Source organism: Methanolacinia paynteri, assembly GCF_000784355.1.
Lineage (GTDB): Archaea > Halobacteriota > Methanomicrobia > Methanomicrobiales > Methanomicrobiaceae > Methanolacinia > Methanolacinia paynteri.
This window is the reverse complement of sequence record NZ_KN360941.1, coordinates 65,136-81,494: the sequence shown is the minus strand read 5'-3', so window position 1 is coordinate 81,494 and position 16,359 is coordinate 65,136. Positions and strand designations below refer to the sequence as shown.

Sequence of the window (16,359 nt, the reverse complement as noted above, 5' to 3'; positions counted from 1 at the left end):
CGAGGGGGCGGAGACCTTCGATCGATCGCGAATGCCCCTTCACCTCTTCGATGAACGCCCCGACCGCCCCATCATAACCTATTTTATCAGGGAGCAGATCCTGACCAGGCAGGTTGCACCGGATTACGGCCGGAAAAGAGAAGATGAGAGCAGAGCGATCGTATGATCTGACAATATAGGTATTAACACCCGGATTCATTTTTCCGACCTCAAATGCAATATCACGCCCGGATTCTTCTTTCAGAATCGCGGGCAGTACGTCTGACCATGAACCTGATCTCACAGATAAGACTATATACTTTATAATAATTGAATGCGCATCATCAGATGATACAATGGCTGATGTGTTGTTTGGATTTGGGATAGTAATAATACTCTTTGCCGCAGGAATCGTTCTGGGCTTCTTTATAATGAAGTCCTACTACAGCAAAAGATTCTATATTGCTGCCCAGAAATGCATGGACGATGATTCATTCGAACCGCTTATCGATGAAATGAGCGAGATTTCCTAAGGAGGTGTAAAAATGGACGAGATGACCGGTATCCTTCTCCTGGGTGTGGTGACATTGTGCTTCGGGTTTTTGTCAGGCTTCCAGATATCGCATATATACTACAACAAGAGACTCGTAAAACTTGTGAAGAGATGTATTCATTCAGGAACTATAGCACCAATTCTTGTTGAAATAGAAAAATGCAAAACCGATAAGAGCGAATGCAAATAATTCCACTATTTTTTTTACTTTCACATCTATACTTAGTCAGGAATGAGGGTTACAGTTCTGGCGAGCGGCAGCAAGGGCAACTGCACATATATTGAAGGCGATTCGGGAGCACTCCTGATCGATGCCGGACTGAGCACAAAAGAGATCCTTAAACGGCTTGATGAGGCAGGAGGAAAAAAAGAGCTGATACAGGGAGTTCTCCTCACCCACGAGCATTCCGATCATATGAAGGGTGTCGACGTTATCGCAAGAAAACTCGACATCCCCGTATATGCAACCCACGGAACATTATGGCAGTTCGAAGAGAAGCGGAAATCCGATAAACCGGTCGAACTAAAACCCTGCAGGAAGGACGAGCCGTTCACCGTCGACGGATTTAAAATAACTGCATTTTCAACACATCACGACGCATGCGATCCGTGCGGATTTTTAATAGACGAGAGCGGGAGCAGAATTGGATACTGCACTGATACCGGAATGATCAGTGAAAAGATACTTGAGAATCTTAGAAAATCCGAATATGTCATTCTCGAAAGCAACCACTGTCCGGTCATGCTCCAGAACGGTCCGTATCCTGTATACCTGAAGGAGAGAATAAGAGACCAGAACCGCGGGCACCTGTCGAATATTGCGGCAGGCGAATGCCTGAAATCGCTTAAGCGCGACATCAGCGGGACCATCCTGGCACACCTCAGCGAAGAGAACAACACCCCTCAAAAGGCGCTGGAGAATGCATCGGAAGCACTCTGCGGTGACTGTAACGTCTCCATCGGCGTAGCTCTTCAGCACGAGATTTCGGCAACAATCAGGTTGTAGATTTAGGGAACATACATATGCAGTTTAGCGAATTCTCAGAGATCTGTGAGAAGCTGGAGAAGATCTCCGGAAGGCTTGATACGATAGACATGATCGCATCCCATCTTCCCGAACTGGACGACCAAGAGCTCCCGATATTTATCAGGTTCCTGATGGGCAGGATCTTTCCCGACTGGAGCCAGGACAAGATCGGGATCGGGCCGAATCTTGTATTCGAGTCGGTTGCATATGTCGCAGGGAACGACAGGAGCAAAGTCGTCAGGGAGATCAACAAACAAGGCGATGTGGGGACTGCTGTTGAAAATATCCTCTCCAAAAAAGAACAGACGTCATTTTTTTCAGAAAACCCCGATCTCAGGGATGTATATTCGGATTTCGTCTATCTTGCCTCGATAGAAGGGAACCGGTCTCAGAAGGAAAAGCTGAAAGTAGTCAGGAAACTTTTCGCAAATGCGGGTGGGGCCGAAGGGAAATACCTTTCAAGGCTGATCCTCGGTGAACTCAGGATAGGAATAGGTGAAGGCAACATCCGCGACGCGATCGCAAAGGCGTTCAATGTCCCGACTGAGTCGGTCGAGCATGCGTACCAGGCGGCAAACGATCTCGGCGAGATCGCGGTAATTGCAAAAAAAGGGGCTGAAGAATTAAGAGAGGTCAGGATCTCGCTCTTCAGGCCGGTAAAGATGATGCTTGCAAAGCAGGGAACGATCACCGGGATGGTTGAGGAACAGGGCGCAATTGCTGCGGAGTACAAATACGACGGAACCAGATTCCAGTTCCACAAATCCGGCGATAAATGCAGGATATACTCGAGAAAACTTGAAGAGGTCACCAGTGCGATTCCCGATATCGTCGACATTCTCGTTAAAACGACCGGACACGATGTTATACTCGACGGTGAGGTCATCGCGGTCGACGGGAACGGAAATCCGATGCCTTTCCAGCACGTCCTGAAGAGATTCAGGAGAAAACACGATATCGCATCGCATATTGAAAATATCAGACTCGTCCCGAACATATTCGATATTCTCTATCTCGACGGGGAGACTCTCATCGACAGATCCTTTGAAGAGAGAAGAAAAATCCTCGTGGAGAATGTCTCATCACATGTAGCCCCGCAGATAGTTTCCGACGATATTGCAACCATCGAAGCGTTCTACAGGGAAGCGCTCGACGCCGGCCACGAGGGAATAATGATCAAATCGCTCAAATCGGCATATACACCGGGACAGAGGGTTCGCCAGTGGATAAAGATTAAGCCCTCCGTCGATACTATAGACCTTGCAGTAGTCGGTGCGGAATGGGGCGAAGGGAAACGCGCCCATCTCTTCGGATCCTTCATCCTCGCGTGCCAGGACGAATCCGGAAGGCTTCTCAGGATCTCGAAGGTTGCGACGGGTTTCTCAGACGAGGCTCTCGCAGGAGTATATGATCTCCTGAAGGACAAGGAGATCTCCGAGTCCGGCAAGGTGGTAAATTTCGAGCCTGAAGTTGTGTTTGAGGTAGGGTATGCCGAGATCCAAAAGAGTACCAATTACGAGGCCGGCTATGCACTCAGGTTCCCGAGGTTCATCCGCTTCAGGGACGACAAGGGTATTGACGAGATCGAAACGATCTCATCGATTGAAGATCGTTTCAGGGCACAGTCAGAAAAAATCAGATAACCTTTTCTGCGACTTTATATCGTTTAAGAGCCTGCTGTAGCTCCTCCACTGTCTTGAACCGAGGATCATGTTGATCTCCGCCTCGACTGCGGCCGTATCATCGAAACTTATGGGAACAGAGTTCATCGCCTTTCGTGATGCCTCCCGGATAACCCATGTGCCGAGCGGGGCCCAGTAATCCTTTGAGACCTGTCTTACCACAAGCACCGAAGCGCACCGCCCGGTACTCCTTAGATATTCAAGGACTGCGAGCCTTGCTGAGTAATATGCACCTGTTATAGGAGAGTAATTCGTCTTCCTCTTCTCTCCCTCGGAATCAACGACGATGGTATCCCCTTCGCTGCCGCCCCACATGCTTCCCTGGCCCCAGATCTCGATCATCTCGAACCTGAATTCGCCCGGCAGAAGAACGCAGATGATCCTGTTCGCATGAAGCGATGCTGTAAGCATCGTAATACCCGACACCTGGGGGTTTCTCATGACTTCCCTTTTAAGGGCGTATGATATCGTGTCGTCGACAGCCGTTATACCCCATCTTGTCGGAACAATATGCCGCTTTACTCCTAATTGTCCGGATGTCAGGAGCTGGGTGATGTAATGGTGATCGATCCCAGATTTGTACAGCTCGATTACCCCTTCGGTGGCTTTAAGATCGGTATCGGAAGTTATCCTGTCTACGACAACAGGCACTGAAGCGTTATCGAGCACCTTCAGTTTCTCGATAGATCCCGAAAGCCCTACAGGTGCAAGGATTCCGTCGAATTTCAGGTCGAAGGATACCGGTTTTTCAAATGCAACCTCGACATCAAGAGGTTTCTTAGAAAGTGCAATCTCCTGGATCGGCAGATCCGGCAATGCCTGTTTTACTTTATAACGCGAATTTCCTCTTATGGTCCCTGCACGGATTCCTACAATATCGTCGATGGAATAATTTCTGCGGACCCAGTCTTCAGGATCGTCCGATTCACCGATCATCAGGGGTCCGCCCGAGACAGAAGGATAATTTCTGCTCCCGATAAAAACAGACGGCGATTCCCCCATGTATTCCTTTGTTACTCTGGTCCTAAGCCCGGCATAAAATCTCTTAGTAATAGGACACTCTTTCAGGCCGCAGAACCCGCGGCCCTTGCATTCAGCACAAAGACCAGCTCTCATAACATCAGGGGATTCTGTTAAAAATATTAAAAGAGGACTGAATAGTCCCCGTTTTCCTTACTGAGGGAAACATCAGCCTTCTCCCATTTATCAGGGGATTTTGTCAACGAAAGGGAGACATGCTCATCAAAATAATTTGTCTTTTCCGAGAATACCTTCCAGGTATTCTTGCCCTCTTCGCTGATATCTATTGTAACCACAGCTCCGGGAGATGCATCATATGAGGCATAGATGTAAGTCTTATAGGTATCAGTGCTCTCCCCGCTCTGAAGATCCATTACCGGGCGGATCACGTATGAATTTAATATTGGGTCGATTGTATCAAGAAGCACCTTGTTATCGACATTTATTCCGAATTTCAGCCCGTCCGTTTCCGGGAGGGTTGCCTTTAGAAACAGGGATTCTCCTTCACCGAAGATATCGGTCGCCATATTAGCCGGGATTCCGTAACCGCTGCCGTTCAGGATCCCGTACCCCACCGCGGAGTACCCGAGATCTGAAGGAAGCGGAAGGAATAGTGTGACGTTATATAATGTATCGGATGATGTTACCGATACTTCATAGCTGTATGATGATTCGGGAGTAATCCCCAGCATTTCGACTCCGTCAGGATATATATTTCCGGCTATCAGAAGGAATACGGCAAGAATAACTACCATACCTGAAAGCAGTATCAAAATGGTCTTAAAACTCTCATCCATTTTATTCTCCTCATTTGGATCTTATAATATTCTCATAATTCTTCAGCCACTTTATAGATTCTCTTCTCAAGTGAATCCTTTCCTTGGGATAACCGGGGTTTGCCATAAGTTCTTCGATCACTTTATAGGATTTCACCTTTCCGTCCTGTGAATTGAAGAGATGAGTCATGTCCGGAACTTTCATCGTAAGCGCCTCGTCGATCGCATCGCTGAGTCTTTTCTCCGTGACCTTGTCTCCCTCGAGGAGTATCCCCGCACCCATCTCCTCGATCTTTCTTGCATTGTTCCATTGCTCGGGATGATGGGGATCGACTATCATGACGCACGGCTTGTTGAACAATAAGGATTCGTGCAGGCTCGTAAGCCCGCCATGAAGGATCACCACTCTCGCGTGGGCCATATACCGGTGTATGTCATCCACGTAGCTGTATACCCTGAAATTATTCGAGCTGTCGGGAAGTCCCGGGGTCGTGGAGAAGGCTTCAAAAGTATGGAAAGGTCTTTCATCGGCAATCTTCTTCAGCATATGGTAGAGAGGAACCTTAAAAGGCTCTCCGCCGAAAGAAGCGAAGATCGTCTCTTTTTTGAGCTCGTATCCCAGCATATTGCTGTCGATTATCGGGCCGACAAAATCGAATACCGGCCTGTAACCGTTATCCAATTTGAGGTTATATTCGCAGACCGTGTGCGGAGGCTCGAAATCCGGGACGATCACCCTGTCGGGAACTGTCAGGTATTTACCTACAATTTTGCTAAGGGCTTTCCAGTACCTCGAACCCGAGTCATCGGCTGTAGAGAATGAATTCTGGTTTGTTATAAAAACCGACGGGATCGATTCGAGCTTTGCAGCCGTTACCGCCCCGTACATCGTGTCGGATACCAGAAGATCTATTGAATGCTCCGTAATTATATGCCTTATACTTTGCAGTGATTTTCCAAGGTTTATCATTACCCCTTTGGAGGACCATAATGTCCTGGATATGCTGAAATACCCGTTGTCACCCTCTAGTTTAACCTCGCCAGGAGTCTCATAAACCTGAAAACCACCCTGTCTGCTGATGTAATCATAGGCCTTGCCATATGATGCAAAGATGCATGTATGGCCGAAGTTTTCAAGATAGCGGGCTAGTTTTGTACTTCTTGAAGCATGACCCAGTCCCTCACCGCACACAACAAAAAGGATTTTCATCTGGTACCTCAGGTATTGTATTCTTCTATATATTTGTCTATTGACAAGAATAATCTTTCATTAAAACTTAATCAAATGCTCCTTCCATCTTATTAAAAACTATAAAAAAAATATTACGAAAATTCTGGGACTAAAATATCTCATATGCCATAGTGCCTTTTCAGGAAATACCTCACCTTTTCAGACTCGATCCAGCCCCGATCGAGAATAGTGATATAATCGTCGATCTCCCTGGCTTCCCTCTTTATTTTTTCTCCAAGCTCCCCACCATTGAGATCGGCAAGGCCTACAATCACTGCAAGCGGGTTTCTTATTGCATCCCCCAGGGTTGCAAGCTGGGTGATGTTCTCTTCAATCTGTGTGAATGCCCTTTTTTCAATGTCACGGGCTTTATTTCTCTCGGTGATATCTCGCATTACGGATAACGCAACCTGCTGCCCACCCAGTTCAAATGCCTTAGTTTTTATCTCGACAGCTATTTCCCCCCCCTCTTTTGTTTTCAGGAGAAGCTCATACAAGAACCCCGGCACTGTGGCAATTTTATTAAGAATCTCTCCAGATTTTTCCCGGTCGGATTCATCAACCAGCATTAACGGGTCCATATCAATGAGCTCGGATTTTTGATAGCCTAGGTCCATTACTACACGCTCATTGACTTCGATTATTCTCCCGGGGTGCTTCTCGTCAAAATAGGTGAGAATTATCATGTCGTTAGCATTGTTGAACACTTCGCGGAATTTCTCCTCACTTTCCTTCAATGCCAGTTCAGCCTTCTTTTTTTCCGTAATATCGATATAGGTTTCAATTGCGCCGTAGGTTCTGCCCCCGTCATCTTTTAAGGCGGACGCGATCAGCTTAAGCCATTTGCCTCCGGGACCAAGGTCAGGGTAATAATTATCAATTTCATATGCACCGGGAATATCTTCAGACTGCCGGGGCAGGTCCGGGTACCATTTACCCAGATCGTCCAGGGAATTGTCAAGGAGTACATCAGCCAGGGTAGGCCTTTTTTTGGAGTAAAAGATCTTCCATTGCGATTTTGTTCCCAGAACATCCCCGGCCTTGATACCGCTCTGCCTTTCAAGCGCCTTGTTCCAGTAGATCAGCCTGTGATCCTCGTTAAGAATGAACATCGGTACGGGAGAACCGTCAAGAAGAATATCGATCTGAAGCTTTGAATTGCTAAGCCTCTCCCCCGTGACCCTGCATTCAGTGATATCCCTGCCGGTCATCATCACTGCAACGGATTCAATGGACTTATCATAAACAGGGGTTGCCGTGATCTCATACCATCTCTCCCCGCCGGGTATTGGGAGTGAAATATCCGTACGGACGACTTTCCCGGATTTTATTGTACTCAGTGCAATTGTTCTGATTGAATCAGAAGTCTTTTCCGGATATAGTTCCTGCGGCTTGTCTCCTCCGGCCTTTTCCCTGATTATCCCTAATTTTTCACATCTGGAATTCGCATACTGAATTCTCCCTTCTTTATCGCATATCATAAAAAAAGCGAACTGGATCTCAAAGAGCCTTAACAGATTTTTATATGAAAGCTCCACAGGGTTTTCCTCCTCTGACGTGAATAGAACTTGAAGATGTAAAAATATTTGCCACTTGGAAAATGAATTTACCTGTATTCACGATAAAATTTAAAATTCAAAACAAAATATCAAAAACTGAAAATTAACATCCGATTAGTTTATGAAAATAAAGAAAAGTGGGCTCGTTGAGATTCGAACTCAAGACCTCCGCCATGTCAAGGCGACGTCATAACCAGCTAGACCACGGGCCCTCACAATTGTCGTAGTGCTCTATAAGTTATGTAATTGCGCTTATAAAAACAATTCTCTTTGACACCGGAGAGGATCTGCCGGATTAATAAGCAACAAAAGAATTGCCCCAAATTATCGCAACTGAATATACAAAATCCAGTATATTCGGCTATGTTACCCTGTTCAAATTTAGGCAGCAAATCTGAAATCAATATCGCATTGTTAATGTATACATAAATAATACGATCAATTGCTGAACATATATGAATAATTTATTTGAAAGTAAGAAATCCCAAATCCTTGCAGTCATCTTTACCGGAGCCGTCATGATAGCTCTTGACGGATCTACCGTATCCCCGATACTATATCCCCTGAAGACGGCTTTCGGTGTAAGCGAAGGGCTCATCTCATGGGCGATAAATATAGAAGTCCTTTTCCTGCTGATCTTCACCCCGATAATTGCGAAGATGGCCGATTATATCGGGCGAAAGAAGATCTACCTTCTATGCATATCCTCGTTCATCGCCGGACTCCTGGTAATCGTCTCTGCGCAGTCTTTCGAGTGGTTCCTCGCCGGGAGAGCACTTCAGGGGATCGGAGCAGGTATCTCCGTCCTTGCAATAGTATTGATCGGCGATCATTTTTCTGAAAACAGGGGTACCGTCCTCGGTATATTCGGAGTTATCATAAGCTTAGTATATGCAGCCGGCCCCCTCATCGCCGGATTCCTGATAAACTTCGACTGGCATTTCGTATTCGCTGTGAATATACCGGTTGCACTGGTGCTGGCCTGCCTTGCATATAAATTGCTCCCGGCCGACAGCGGCTTTTCAGGAAAAAAGGCAATCGACTGGAAAGGCATTATCACTCTCAGCCTTGCTATTGCTGCCTTTGCAATATTCATCACGGAATTCTCCGGGTCGCCGGTTTCGGCAGGAGCCTTAATCCTCCTTGCTGTAATGATTGTCTCCCTACTTCTCTTCCTTAAATTCGAAAGAAGTACAGAGGAGAAGATACTGCCTCTCTCAATGCTGAAGCGAAAAAATCCGCTGATCGCAAGCATCCTGACCCTTCTGGGATATACAGCCGGTGCCGGGACATACTTCCTCTCTACATTTGCGATAATGGCCTTCGGCCTGAGTGACTCGGCCGGTGCTTACATCCTTCTGCCTTTTACGGTCGCATCGCTCATCGCAACCCTTGCAGTAGGAAAACTGCTCGACAAGACCGGACCCAAACCCATAATGCTTGCAGGCGGTCTGATCTCAGCTGCAGGAATGTTCATACTCGGTATTTCCGGATCGATCTATACCTTCATCCTCTCGATAATCCTAATCGGAATCGGCAACGCCTCCATTGCAGGGAATGCACTATACTACCTGATGCTGCACGAATCGGGAAAAGAGGACAGGGCCTCGGCCCAGGGGCTGCTGAACGTCCTACTCAATGCCGGTTCACTCATCGGCGGAGCGCTTCTTGGTGCCGCCTTCGATTCGGCATCCGGAGGGACGGCAAACTACAGGATTACTTATGTTGTCCTGGCATTCGTGTATATAGGACTGGCAATAATCGTGACAAGGCTGAATCCGGATTGAAATCATATTTTTTTCGGACACCAAAATAATTTTAGAACTGAAAACAGATCACTTTATCAGATGACTTACCAAAACGGGGGATTAAAACGATAGAAGTATTATTTTTGTTTTTGCTGCCGTCATGCATATCGCTTCTTTTGTATTTCGGATTTAGGATGATAAAATCCGTTAAACTGAAACTGTTGATCCCGCCCGTTTTGTTTATATTATCTCTGATTCTATGGACGATGGTTATTTCAGGCCCTGATAATTCCGGCACCATTTCAGTTTCAGCATGGTTCATCACGATAGCATTCGCCGTATCCTGTGCAGTTGCTATTGCAATGAATGTTTTCCCCCTCAATATCAGGGAGAAATGGAAACAACTTGCTGCTTTTCTGGCCCCGTTCATATCAATCCCTTTTATCTTCGTGATGATTATCACACCCGAAATGGTCCTGGGACAGGCTTTTCCCGATTATTACTTTTCCAAGAGACTTCCTCTTTCAGGATGGCTGTTCGATGGGTTAACCTTCGGGTTTAAATCTACTGCAGGAGACGACAATATTCTTCCAGGGATTCTATTGAATATCGGATTCTTCATTGAAATGATAATCGTGATGCTTCTTCTCTTTTGGTACCTGAAAACAGTGTTAGGAAGTCCTGTGAATAATGACTTTTCCGGAGACGAGTAGTGCTTAAAGGATGAATATTTTATTCTCTCTTAACCTGAAATATAAGATTTCTCTCAATGAATCCCTGAAGAAATTATAATAATCCAAACCCGGAGTCTCTGCATTTTCCAGAATTTACCTACATAGGATAAATTTACTGAATATTAGAGCACTTTTTGGAGGATTAAAACGGGACACCAGAATTATTGCAAACAGAACTGCTAAACTCTGCCTAGATAAATTTCACAAAAAGAGGCTGATAAAGCCTTTAAAAAAATATGTTTAAAGGGTTTATACCAGGTGCAGGAGCGGATGGGTGTCCACCTGCGGCTCAAGACCAAACTCTTTTGCAGCCTCTGCGAGGACGATGTCTGAGAATGCAATTGCTGTTGTTGCAGCTTCACAGTTCTCGATAGGTCCGTACATGATGAGGTCTGCGCCGAGTGTTGCAGCCATGATGTTACATCCGATATCAGGTGCTGTCCATGCTGCCTGCTTTAAGCCCTCAAGTCCACCGGAGTGGTGGTGGGACATCTGTTCTGCAAGAAGATCCTTTCCTTCATACTGCTGTAAGAGCAGTGACGGGTTCTTCTTGGATCCTCTCCAGCGCTTGAGCCAGGGCCATGAAACGGTCATGTTGTGGTATGCACCACCAGTTGGAAGACCGTGGATTGCCTTGCATGCAAGAATCTCACGGAATGAACCGCCGGAACCAAGTCCGAGAGGTGTTGCAGCCGTATCGAGGATGGGGCGTTTAATACCGCACTCTTCCGCGATAGCCATCATTGACTTTTCCTGTCCTGCAACTCCACCCTGTGAAAGTACCTGCTCACGTCCCTTGACCGAGGGGTCACCGGGGTTGAATGCAAGTACGATTGCTGCATCGACATCACTGTTCTTCAGTGCCTCGATGTTCTCCGGTCCGATTGAACCGTTGATCGAGTTGTAGATTGCACGGTCTGCAAGACCTACTTCAGTAACATAGCCGCATGCATGTGCAAGTGCTGCAGGATTTGACGAATCCATCAGGAATGCGGTCTTGTTGTCGATCGAATCAAACCACTGGAAGTAGCTTTCGAATGCCTCTGATGTTTCAGAGATGATCTGGCAGAAGTGTGGAACTCCGCTCTGGTCGGAAAGTTCCAAACACCTGTTCCAGAGAGCCTCTGCGCGATCCTTATCAATTATGCCCTTCTCATCATCGATAACAGTCTCGTGCTTGTTATAGAAGATGGAAGCTCCGAGCACCCTCGGGTATTCTCCGGGTTGCCCTCCAATCTTGGTACCGTTAAAGTCGAGTACCGTCTGTTCTTTCTCGAATTTGAACATTATTTCACTCCTCCTTACACCAATGCCATAAGTTTTGAGAGTAATACAATCAATATCATGAATGTAAACAATCCTGCAACAAGACCGTAGAGAATACCTATATCACGTCCGATCTTACGACCGTTACGCTGCATAAGTTCTCCTTCTACGAACTCAAGTTTTTCTTCGATTGCATTGAGACGCGCCTCGGCCTCAAGGAACTGCGGGTTGGCCGTAGCAACCGTTGCCTCGGATCCTCCTTCAGATTCCTTGACCTCTATGACCATCGCATCGGCTGCAAAGGCCCCTGGGTCGTTGCTTATGCATTCCTGGACTTTGGCTTTTATTGCACCGAGGTCCTCGCTCTCCATGATATCGATTACTTCAACCTGCTCCTGGAAGCGTTTGATTGCAGCATCATCCAAATTCTCGATGAACGGAATAGCACCCTTTGCACCGACAATCTTTCCGCCTTCCACACCGCCGGTGTGAAGGGCTTTTAAGCATTGCCCGGAAAGGTGTCCCTTGACTTCCGTACCGCAGGTGATCAGGAACCTGATGTTCGGGTTCGCAACCACGTTCGCTACGATCTTCTCAAGACCGAGGTTCTCGGTCTTGCATGAACCGCACAGTGCAGCACCGGCATCACAGACACCCTGCTCGTCAAGGTGCGATCCCATAGTAACTACTACAACGCAGCTGTTTGCATCGCCGGAGTGGTAGTCACCCTGGATCTTTGGCCAGCCGGAAGCGGGGGATTTCTTATCTGCCATCTCAGATACCTCCCATCAGATATACCGGAACTATTGTCAGTGCCAGCGTGATCAGGAGACCAAACATGAAACCTACAATACCTGAATCCATTATACCTGATTCAAGCTTGTTGGTCCTTGCCAGGATCTGTCCTTTATAGCGCATGTCGGCGACCATGTCCTCGATAGCTGCTGTCCTTATTATTGTCGGACCTGATTTCTCTTCATCTGACATCTCTTATCACCCCATTAACAGGAAGCCGAGAACGGCAAAAGACACGATCAGACCGATCATGAGTCCTTCTACTTTACCTGAATAGACACCCGCTGCAAAGCGGTCCTGGAGACCCATGCCGGTAACCTTTTCCTGGATTACCTTCATTCTGGCATGCAGGAGAGCGACTTCGGCTGTCATCGGGGCTTCCTCGCCCTCGGTCTCGCCACTACCGCCTTCCTCTTCCTTGACCTCAATGACCATCGCGTCGCCCTCAAAGGCTCCGGGGTCTTTGCTTATGCATTCCTGAACCTTGGCCTTGATTGCACCGAGATCCTCGGTCTCCATAATGTCGATTAATTCGACCTGCTCCTGGAAGCGCTTGATTGCGGCATCGTTGAGATTTTCGATGAACGGAATTGCTCCCTTTGCACCGACAATCTTTCCGCCTTCCACACCGCCGGCGTGAAGGGCCTTTAAGCACTGCCCGGAAAGGTGTCCCTTGACTTCTGTACCGCAGGTGATTATGAACCTGATGTTCGGGTTCGAAATTACGTTCGCTACGATCTTCTCAAGACCGAGGTTCTCGGTCTTGCATGAACCGCACATTCCTGCGCCGGCATCGCAGACGCCCTGCTCGTCAAGGTGTGAACCCATTGTAACTACTACAACGCAGCTGTTTGCATCGCCGGTGTGGTAATCACCCTGGATCTTTGGCCAGCCTGAGGCCGGAGATTTTTTATCTGCCATTTTTCTTCACCTCAGATCAAAGCAAATGCGAACAATCCCGCGATAAGTAGTCCAACTGCCATACCGTACCACATAGCTGTCACGCCACCGGCATACACAAGTGATTTTTCCCTGTGGGGGAAAGATGCAAGGAAATTGCCTTCTCCGGAGAGCATTCCTACGATATCATCGGCAATCTTCTCTACCTCTCCTATCTCGTCCAGAATCGGTGCAAGCGATGCTCCGGCTGTGGTTACAAGACCTACGACCGGATCCGCTACAAGACCGAATTCCGGAAGAACTTGAATATATCCCATTTTCAGGCCTCCTTCTCACGAATCGGTTTTGCATCAAGCCACATGAACGCATCACGCTTTGAGAGCTCGAAGTACTTACGGTATGTGTACACCCATCCAATAACTGATATGATGAACGAGAGAATTGCTGAAAGGAAGCTCACGAATGCAAAGGATATGATAGATACAGTGATCATACTCAGGAATCCGCACTCTGCTGCAAGCATGAGTGTCCTGTCCTGTGACTCGTTAGGTCCGAGACACGCGTTGAACGCATGCTGAACACCTAATGCACCAAGCATAAACACGACAGCGATAACGCAGCCGCCGAGATATGACGAGGTGGTATCTAACATTACAATTCCAAAGAATGTGGTAGAACCTGACACCAGATCTGCGAACACGAATGAGCCTGTTGCCATTGCAGTAAGTCCCATGATTATGATTGCACCGACCATACAGAGTTCGGCGAGAGATACCATGAGAACAGGAATATTCATGTTAACGATCTTATCAGAGATGAAACCGATGATAATTCCGAGAATTGCGGCAATGATAACCGTTCCGATCGGGATAATCAGTGGTGTGGATATGAATCCCATTGCGCTGAGCTTGCTTCCGAGAAGCATTGCAATAACTCCCGAACCGAGTGCGATCATACCTGCCGACGGAACACCGGTACCAAGACCGTAACTGCAGAGATGCTTAACAGTATCCGTACCCCACCAGAGGGCAAGCACTGCTGCAAGTCCGCCGAAGAATGAGAACAAAGGCTGGGGCAGGTATGCGTTTACGTAGGTGAGATAAAGACATATTATCGCTCCGATAAGCCCTATTGCAAGGGCTTTGTTGTGGGGCATTCCGCCTTCAGATGCTGTAATTGCTACTGTCATTTTTTAACACCTCACATTACCGCCATAATTATTGCCAGCAGTCCGCAGATTGCCGAAGCCACTGCACATCCCATAATTGCACGAGGGAATCTCTTGAACTTCGGGTCGTGCGGACCTTCGATTGTTCCCGTGATGTTGTATGCAGCAATAACCGCGTTGACAAGGAACATACCTACAGCAATGATGCCTGCAATTCCTACTGCAATCGGAAGGACCGCTTCTGCAGATGCTCCCATCGATATCGGAAGGAATTCCTCATAGACTCCGAGAAGCTCGACATAGATCAGAGTTCCGCCGAGACCACCGAGACATCCTCCGATAACACCGCCTACATAGGAGATGAACGGAAGACCGTGACCTTCGGTACCCTGTGACTTGTATGCCTCGAACGTGTCGCCTGTAATCGGGTCCTTTGCGACCTTACCTGATGCCGCAGGGACACCCATACCCCAGACGTACACTACGTTGACCATAAGACATGTAACCGCCATCATGAGTCCGCCGCCAATCGCTCCGCCGGCAAGTGCAACACCGAACCCGAGTTCAGCTGCCCATGCTCCTCCGAAGAGACCTGCGAGACCTGCACCGGCTGCAAGCATGGTAACACCGGTAGCAATACCTGGTGACTGACCCATAGCTGCGGGAGCTCCTCCGACCGGAACGAAGTGAACTCCGAATCCGATGAGAAGACCACCAACGATCACAAGCACAAGAGAAGTAAACGCAAAACCTGGTGAGATTACATACATTGCTGCAAGTGCCGCAATCAGTAAGATGATACCAACAACGATGCCGACAGGGGTCATTCCCTCTCCGCCGCCGGATCCACCGCCAAGTGCACTCATTCAGGCCGCCTCCTCTGTTTTTTCCTCTGTGTAAGGACCGTATGTCTTACGGGCCCAGACCTCAATGTACCTGTCCACAATCATGAAGATGAGAATCAGGATAATACCGGCGATAACTGCTCCCCAACCGCCTGCGAACTCTTCGAAGAAGATTGTACGCCACAGTTCAAGGAATACGATAAGTCCGAAACAGACACCGGATGCGGGGCCGCCGAGCTTGGATGTGAACCATCCGTTGTCGAGTGAACTGCGCTGTCCTGCCTCTGCGTAGCGGACAATGTTACCTGATGCCGAGATCGGTACACCTGCACCGAACTTCTGGGACTGGTACTGGCGCTCCTTTCCGTAGAACGGGTTACCTGTTGCAGAACCTGCTGCACCAAGAGCGATACCCCATACGAGACCCATGAGCGGGAGCGGGAAGGGGTGTCCGAGAGCGTTTACCATGAGGAAACACATCGTGACACATGTAAAGATTGCTACGAATGCATGTGCCATAGTCACGGTCGTAACCGACTTTATCACGTCGATATAGACCGGCTGTTCAAATTTTGCCAGACTTGCTGTCCTTCCAAGGTATGCTGTTGTAGCATATACACCCTGGACGAATACGGCAATTGCCGATCCAAGGATAATCGCAAGAACCGGATTATAGTTGATCGCCATGAGCGCCCATGCAAGACCTGCTCCAAGCGTAATCCAGAGTCCGTACGCGGGGGGTTCGCCGGATATAGCTTTACTGAATATACGGTGAATATAACCCATCTGCGGAGCCAGCTGAACCTGCGAGTTCGGGTCACCCTGTGAACCGATATCAGATTCAGTATCCTCCGCAGCTCCGGACACTGTCGCCAGAGCGCCTGCTATAGCACTTATACCGATGCCAAATAACAACTCTTCCATTCAGGCATCCTCCTGTGTGCCGCACACACTAAAGTACATGCAACACGAAACCCTTTCTGGATTCAGAAATAAGTCGATTAGTAGTTTATTAAAGCTTTCGAAAGGCATCTGCCTTAAAAAAAGACGCTGCGGCCATATCAGAAGATAAAACC

18 protein-coding genes and 1 tRNA gene are annotated in these 16,359 nt (G+C 47.8%); 6 read left to right on the top strand and 13 right to left on the bottom strand.

Annotated features, from left to right (window positions below):
* Positions 1-335: 335 nt before the first annotated feature.
* The 4 genes from METPAY_RS15190 to METPAY_RS12270 are packed head-to-tail and all read left to right on the top strand — an operon-like array spanning position 336 to position 3,202.
* A complete protein-coding gene (locus METPAY_RS15190; protein WP_169743674.1) occupies positions 336-512 on the top strand; it encodes a hypothetical protein in 177 nt (58 codons plus the stop codon).
* A gap of 12 nt (positions 513-524) precedes the next feature.
* Positions 525-722, top strand: a complete 198-nt coding sequence (locus METPAY_RS12280; RefSeq protein ID WP_048152839.1) for a hypothetical protein — start codon at positions 525-527, stop codon at positions 720-722.
* Between the two features lie 42 nt (positions 723-764).
* The gene (locus METPAY_RS12275; RefSeq protein WP_048152838.1) at positions 765-1,538 is read left to right on the top strand and encodes an MBL fold metallo-hydrolase; all 774 of its coding nucleotides are present in this window, start codon (positions 765-767) and stop codon (positions 1,536-1,538) included.
* 17 nt (positions 1,539-1,555) lie between these two features.
* A complete protein-coding gene (locus METPAY_RS12270) occupies positions 1,556-3,202 on the top strand; it encodes an ATP-dependent DNA ligase (RefSeq protein WP_048152837.1) in 1,647 nt (548 codons plus the stop codon).
* Here the strand turns inward: METPAY_RS12270 and METPAY_RS12265 are convergent.
* The 5 genes from METPAY_RS12265 to METPAY_RS12245 all read right to left on the bottom strand — a co-directional run bounded on the left by METPAY_RS12265 (position 3,185) and on the right by METPAY_RS12245 (position 8,039).
* Positions 3,185-4,357, bottom strand: coding sequence for an Nre family DNA repair protein (locus METPAY_RS12265; RefSeq protein WP_048152836.1), 1,173 nt, complete (start codon positions 4,355-4,357; stop codon positions 3,185-3,187). The two genes, METPAY_RS12270 and METPAY_RS12265, sit on opposite strands and share 18 nt — an antisense overlap.
* A gap of 26 nt (positions 4,358-4,383) precedes the next feature.
* Positions 4,384-5,058 carry a hypothetical protein gene (locus METPAY_RS12260; protein WP_048152835.1) on the bottom strand — a complete coding sequence of 225 codons (675 nt, stop codon included), beginning with the start codon at positions 5,056-5,058 and terminating at the stop codon, positions 4,384-4,386.
* A 10-nt stretch (positions 5,059-5,068) separates the two neighbouring features.
* Complete coding sequence (locus METPAY_RS12255; protein ID WP_048152834.1) at positions 5,069-6,247, bottom strand: glycosyltransferase family protein; 1,179 nt, start codon at positions 6,245-6,247, stop codon at positions 5,069-5,071.
* 140 nt (positions 6,248-6,387) lie between these two features.
* Complete coding sequence (locus tag METPAY_RS14445) at positions 6,388-7,806, bottom strand: PAS domain S-box protein (protein ID WP_052418823.1); 1,419 nt, start codon at positions 7,804-7,806, stop codon at positions 6,388-6,390.
* A gap of 159 nt (positions 7,807-7,965) precedes the next feature.
* A tRNA-Val gene (locus tag METPAY_RS12245) sits at positions 7,966-8,039 on the bottom strand.
* 243 nt (positions 8,040-8,282) lie between these two features.
* On the opposite strand from METPAY_RS12245, the gene METPAY_RS12240 reads away from it, so the two are divergent.
* Together METPAY_RS12240 and METPAY_RS12235 are read left to right on the top strand one after the other, a co-directional pair.
* Positions 8,283-9,614, top strand: coding sequence for an MFS transporter (locus METPAY_RS12240; protein ID WP_048152833.1), 1,332 nt, complete (start codon positions 8,283-8,285; stop codon positions 9,612-9,614).
* Between the two features lie 227 nt (positions 9,615-9,841).
* On the top strand, positions 9,842-10,288 hold the full coding sequence (locus METPAY_RS12235; RefSeq protein ID WP_157199082.1) for a hypothetical protein: 447 nt from the start codon (positions 9,842-9,844) through the stop codon (positions 10,286-10,288).
* Positions 10,289-10,558: 270 nt separating this feature from the next.
* On the opposite strand, the gene mtrH is transcribed toward METPAY_RS12235, so the two are convergent.
* From mtrH to mtrE, 8 genes are read right to left on the bottom strand one after another with little or no spacing between them, the layout of a single operon-like run.
* Complete coding sequence (mtrH, locus tag METPAY_RS12230) at positions 10,559-11,596, bottom strand: tetrahydromethanopterin S-methyltransferase subunit H (protein ID WP_048152831.1); 1,038 nt, start codon at positions 11,594-11,596, stop codon at positions 10,559-10,561.
* 14 nt (positions 11,597-11,610) lie between these two features.
* A complete protein-coding gene (mtrA, locus tag METPAY_RS12225) occupies positions 11,611-12,348 on the bottom strand; it encodes a tetrahydromethanopterin S-methyltransferase subunit A (protein ID WP_048152830.1) in 738 nt (245 codons plus the stop codon).
* A gap of 1 nt (position 12,349) precedes the next feature.
* Entirely contained in the window at positions 12,350-12,562 is a 213-nt protein-coding gene (locus tag METPAY_RS12220; RefSeq protein WP_048152829.1) for a tetrahydromethanopterin S-methyltransferase subunit F, read from the bottom strand.
* A gap of 6 nt (positions 12,563-12,568) precedes the next feature.
* On the bottom strand, positions 12,569-13,291 hold the full coding sequence (gene mtrA / locus METPAY_RS12215; protein WP_048152828.1) for a tetrahydromethanopterin S-methyltransferase subunit A: 723 nt from the start codon (positions 13,289-13,291) through the stop codon (positions 12,569-12,571).
* 11 nt (positions 13,292-13,302) lie between these two features.
* Positions 13,303-13,587, bottom strand: coding sequence for a tetrahydromethanopterin S-methyltransferase subunit MtrB (gene mtrB / locus METPAY_RS12210; RefSeq protein WP_048152827.1), 285 nt, complete (start codon positions 13,585-13,587; stop codon positions 13,303-13,305).
* Positions 13,588-13,589: 2 nt separating this feature from the next.
* The gene (gene mtrC / locus METPAY_RS12205) at positions 13,590-14,459 is read right to left on the bottom strand and encodes a tetrahydromethanopterin S-methyltransferase subunit MtrC (protein ID WP_048152826.1); all 870 of its coding nucleotides are present in this window, start codon (positions 14,457-14,459) and stop codon (positions 13,590-13,592) included.
* A gap of 11 nt (positions 14,460-14,470) precedes the next feature.
* Positions 14,471-15,304, bottom strand: coding sequence for a tetrahydromethanopterin S-methyltransferase subunit D (gene mtrD / locus METPAY_RS12200; protein WP_048152825.1), 834 nt, complete (start codon positions 15,302-15,304; stop codon positions 14,471-14,473).
* Positions 15,305-16,207: a tetrahydromethanopterin S-methyltransferase subunit E gene (gene mtrE / locus METPAY_RS12195; protein ID WP_048152824.1), complete on the bottom strand. Its 903-nt coding sequence runs from the start codon at positions 16,205-16,207 to the stop codon at positions 15,305-15,307. It lies immediately after the preceding gene.
* Positions 16,208-16,359 lie beyond the last annotated feature (152 nt).

What these genes read in the sequence shown, in the direction of transcription:
- METPAY_RS15190 (WP_169743674.1), top strand. Translation starts at nt 336, where the DNA reads ATGGCTGATGTGTTGTTTGGATTTGGGATAGTAATAATACTCTTTGCC.
- METPAY_RS12280 (WP_048152839.1), top strand. Translation starts at nt 525, where the DNA reads ATGGACGAGATGACCGGTATCCTTCTCCTGGGTGTGGTGACATTGTGC.
- METPAY_RS12275 (WP_048152838.1), top strand. Translation starts at nt 765, where the DNA reads ATGAGGGTTACAGTTCTGGCGAGCGGCAGCAAGGGCAACTGCACATAT.
- METPAY_RS12270 (WP_048152837.1), top strand. Translation starts at nt 1,556, where the DNA reads ATGCAGTTTAGCGAATTCTCAGAGATCTGTGAGAAGCTGGAGAAGATC.
- METPAY_RS12265 (WP_048152836.1), bottom strand. Translation starts at nt 4,357, where the DNA reads ATGAGAGCTGGTCTTTGTGCTGAATGCAAGGGCCGCGGGTTCTGCGGC.
- METPAY_RS12260 (WP_048152835.1), bottom strand. Translation starts at nt 5,058, where the DNA reads ATGGATGAGAGTTTTAAGACCATTTTGATACTGCTTTCAGGTATGGTA.
- METPAY_RS12255 (WP_048152834.1), bottom strand. Translation starts at nt 6,247, where the DNA reads ATGAAAATCCTTTTTGTTGTGTGCGGTGAGGGACTGGGTCATGCTTCA.
- METPAY_RS12240 (WP_048152833.1), top strand. Translation starts at nt 8,283, where the DNA reads ATGAATAATTTATTTGAAAGTAAGAAATCCCAAATCCTTGCAGTCATC.
- METPAY_RS12235 (WP_157199082.1), top strand. Translation starts at nt 9,842, where the DNA reads ATGGTTATTTCAGGCCCTGATAATTCCGGCACCATTTCAGTTTCAGCA.
- mtrH (WP_048152831.1), bottom strand. Translation starts at nt 11,596, where the DNA reads ATGTTCAAATTCGAGAAAGAACAGACGGTACTCGACTTTAACGGTACC.
- mtrA (WP_048152830.1), bottom strand. Translation starts at nt 12,348, where the DNA reads ATGGCAGATAAGAAATCCCCCGCTTCCGGCTGGCCAAAGATCCAGGGT.
- METPAY_RS12220 (WP_048152829.1), bottom strand. Translation starts at nt 12,562, where the DNA reads ATGTCAGATGAAGAGAAATCAGGTCCGACAATAATAAGGACAGCAGCT.
- mtrA (WP_048152828.1), bottom strand. Translation starts at nt 13,291, where the DNA reads ATGGCAGATAAAAAATCTCCGGCCTCAGGCTGGCCAAAGATCCAGGGT.
- mtrB (WP_048152827.1), bottom strand. Translation starts at nt 13,587, where the DNA reads ATGGGATATATTCAAGTTCTTCCGGAATTCGGTCTTGTAGCGGATCCG.
- mtrC (WP_048152826.1), bottom strand. Translation starts at nt 14,459, where the DNA reads ATGACAGTAGCAATTACAGCATCTGAAGGCGGAATGCCCCACAACAAA.
- mtrD (WP_048152825.1), bottom strand. Translation starts at nt 15,304, where the DNA reads ATGAGTGCACTTGGCGGTGGATCCGGCGGCGGAGAGGGAATGACCCCT.
- mtrE (WP_048152824.1), bottom strand. Translation starts at nt 16,207, where the DNA reads ATGGAAGAGTTGTTATTTGGCATCGGTATAAGTGCTATAGCAGGCGCT.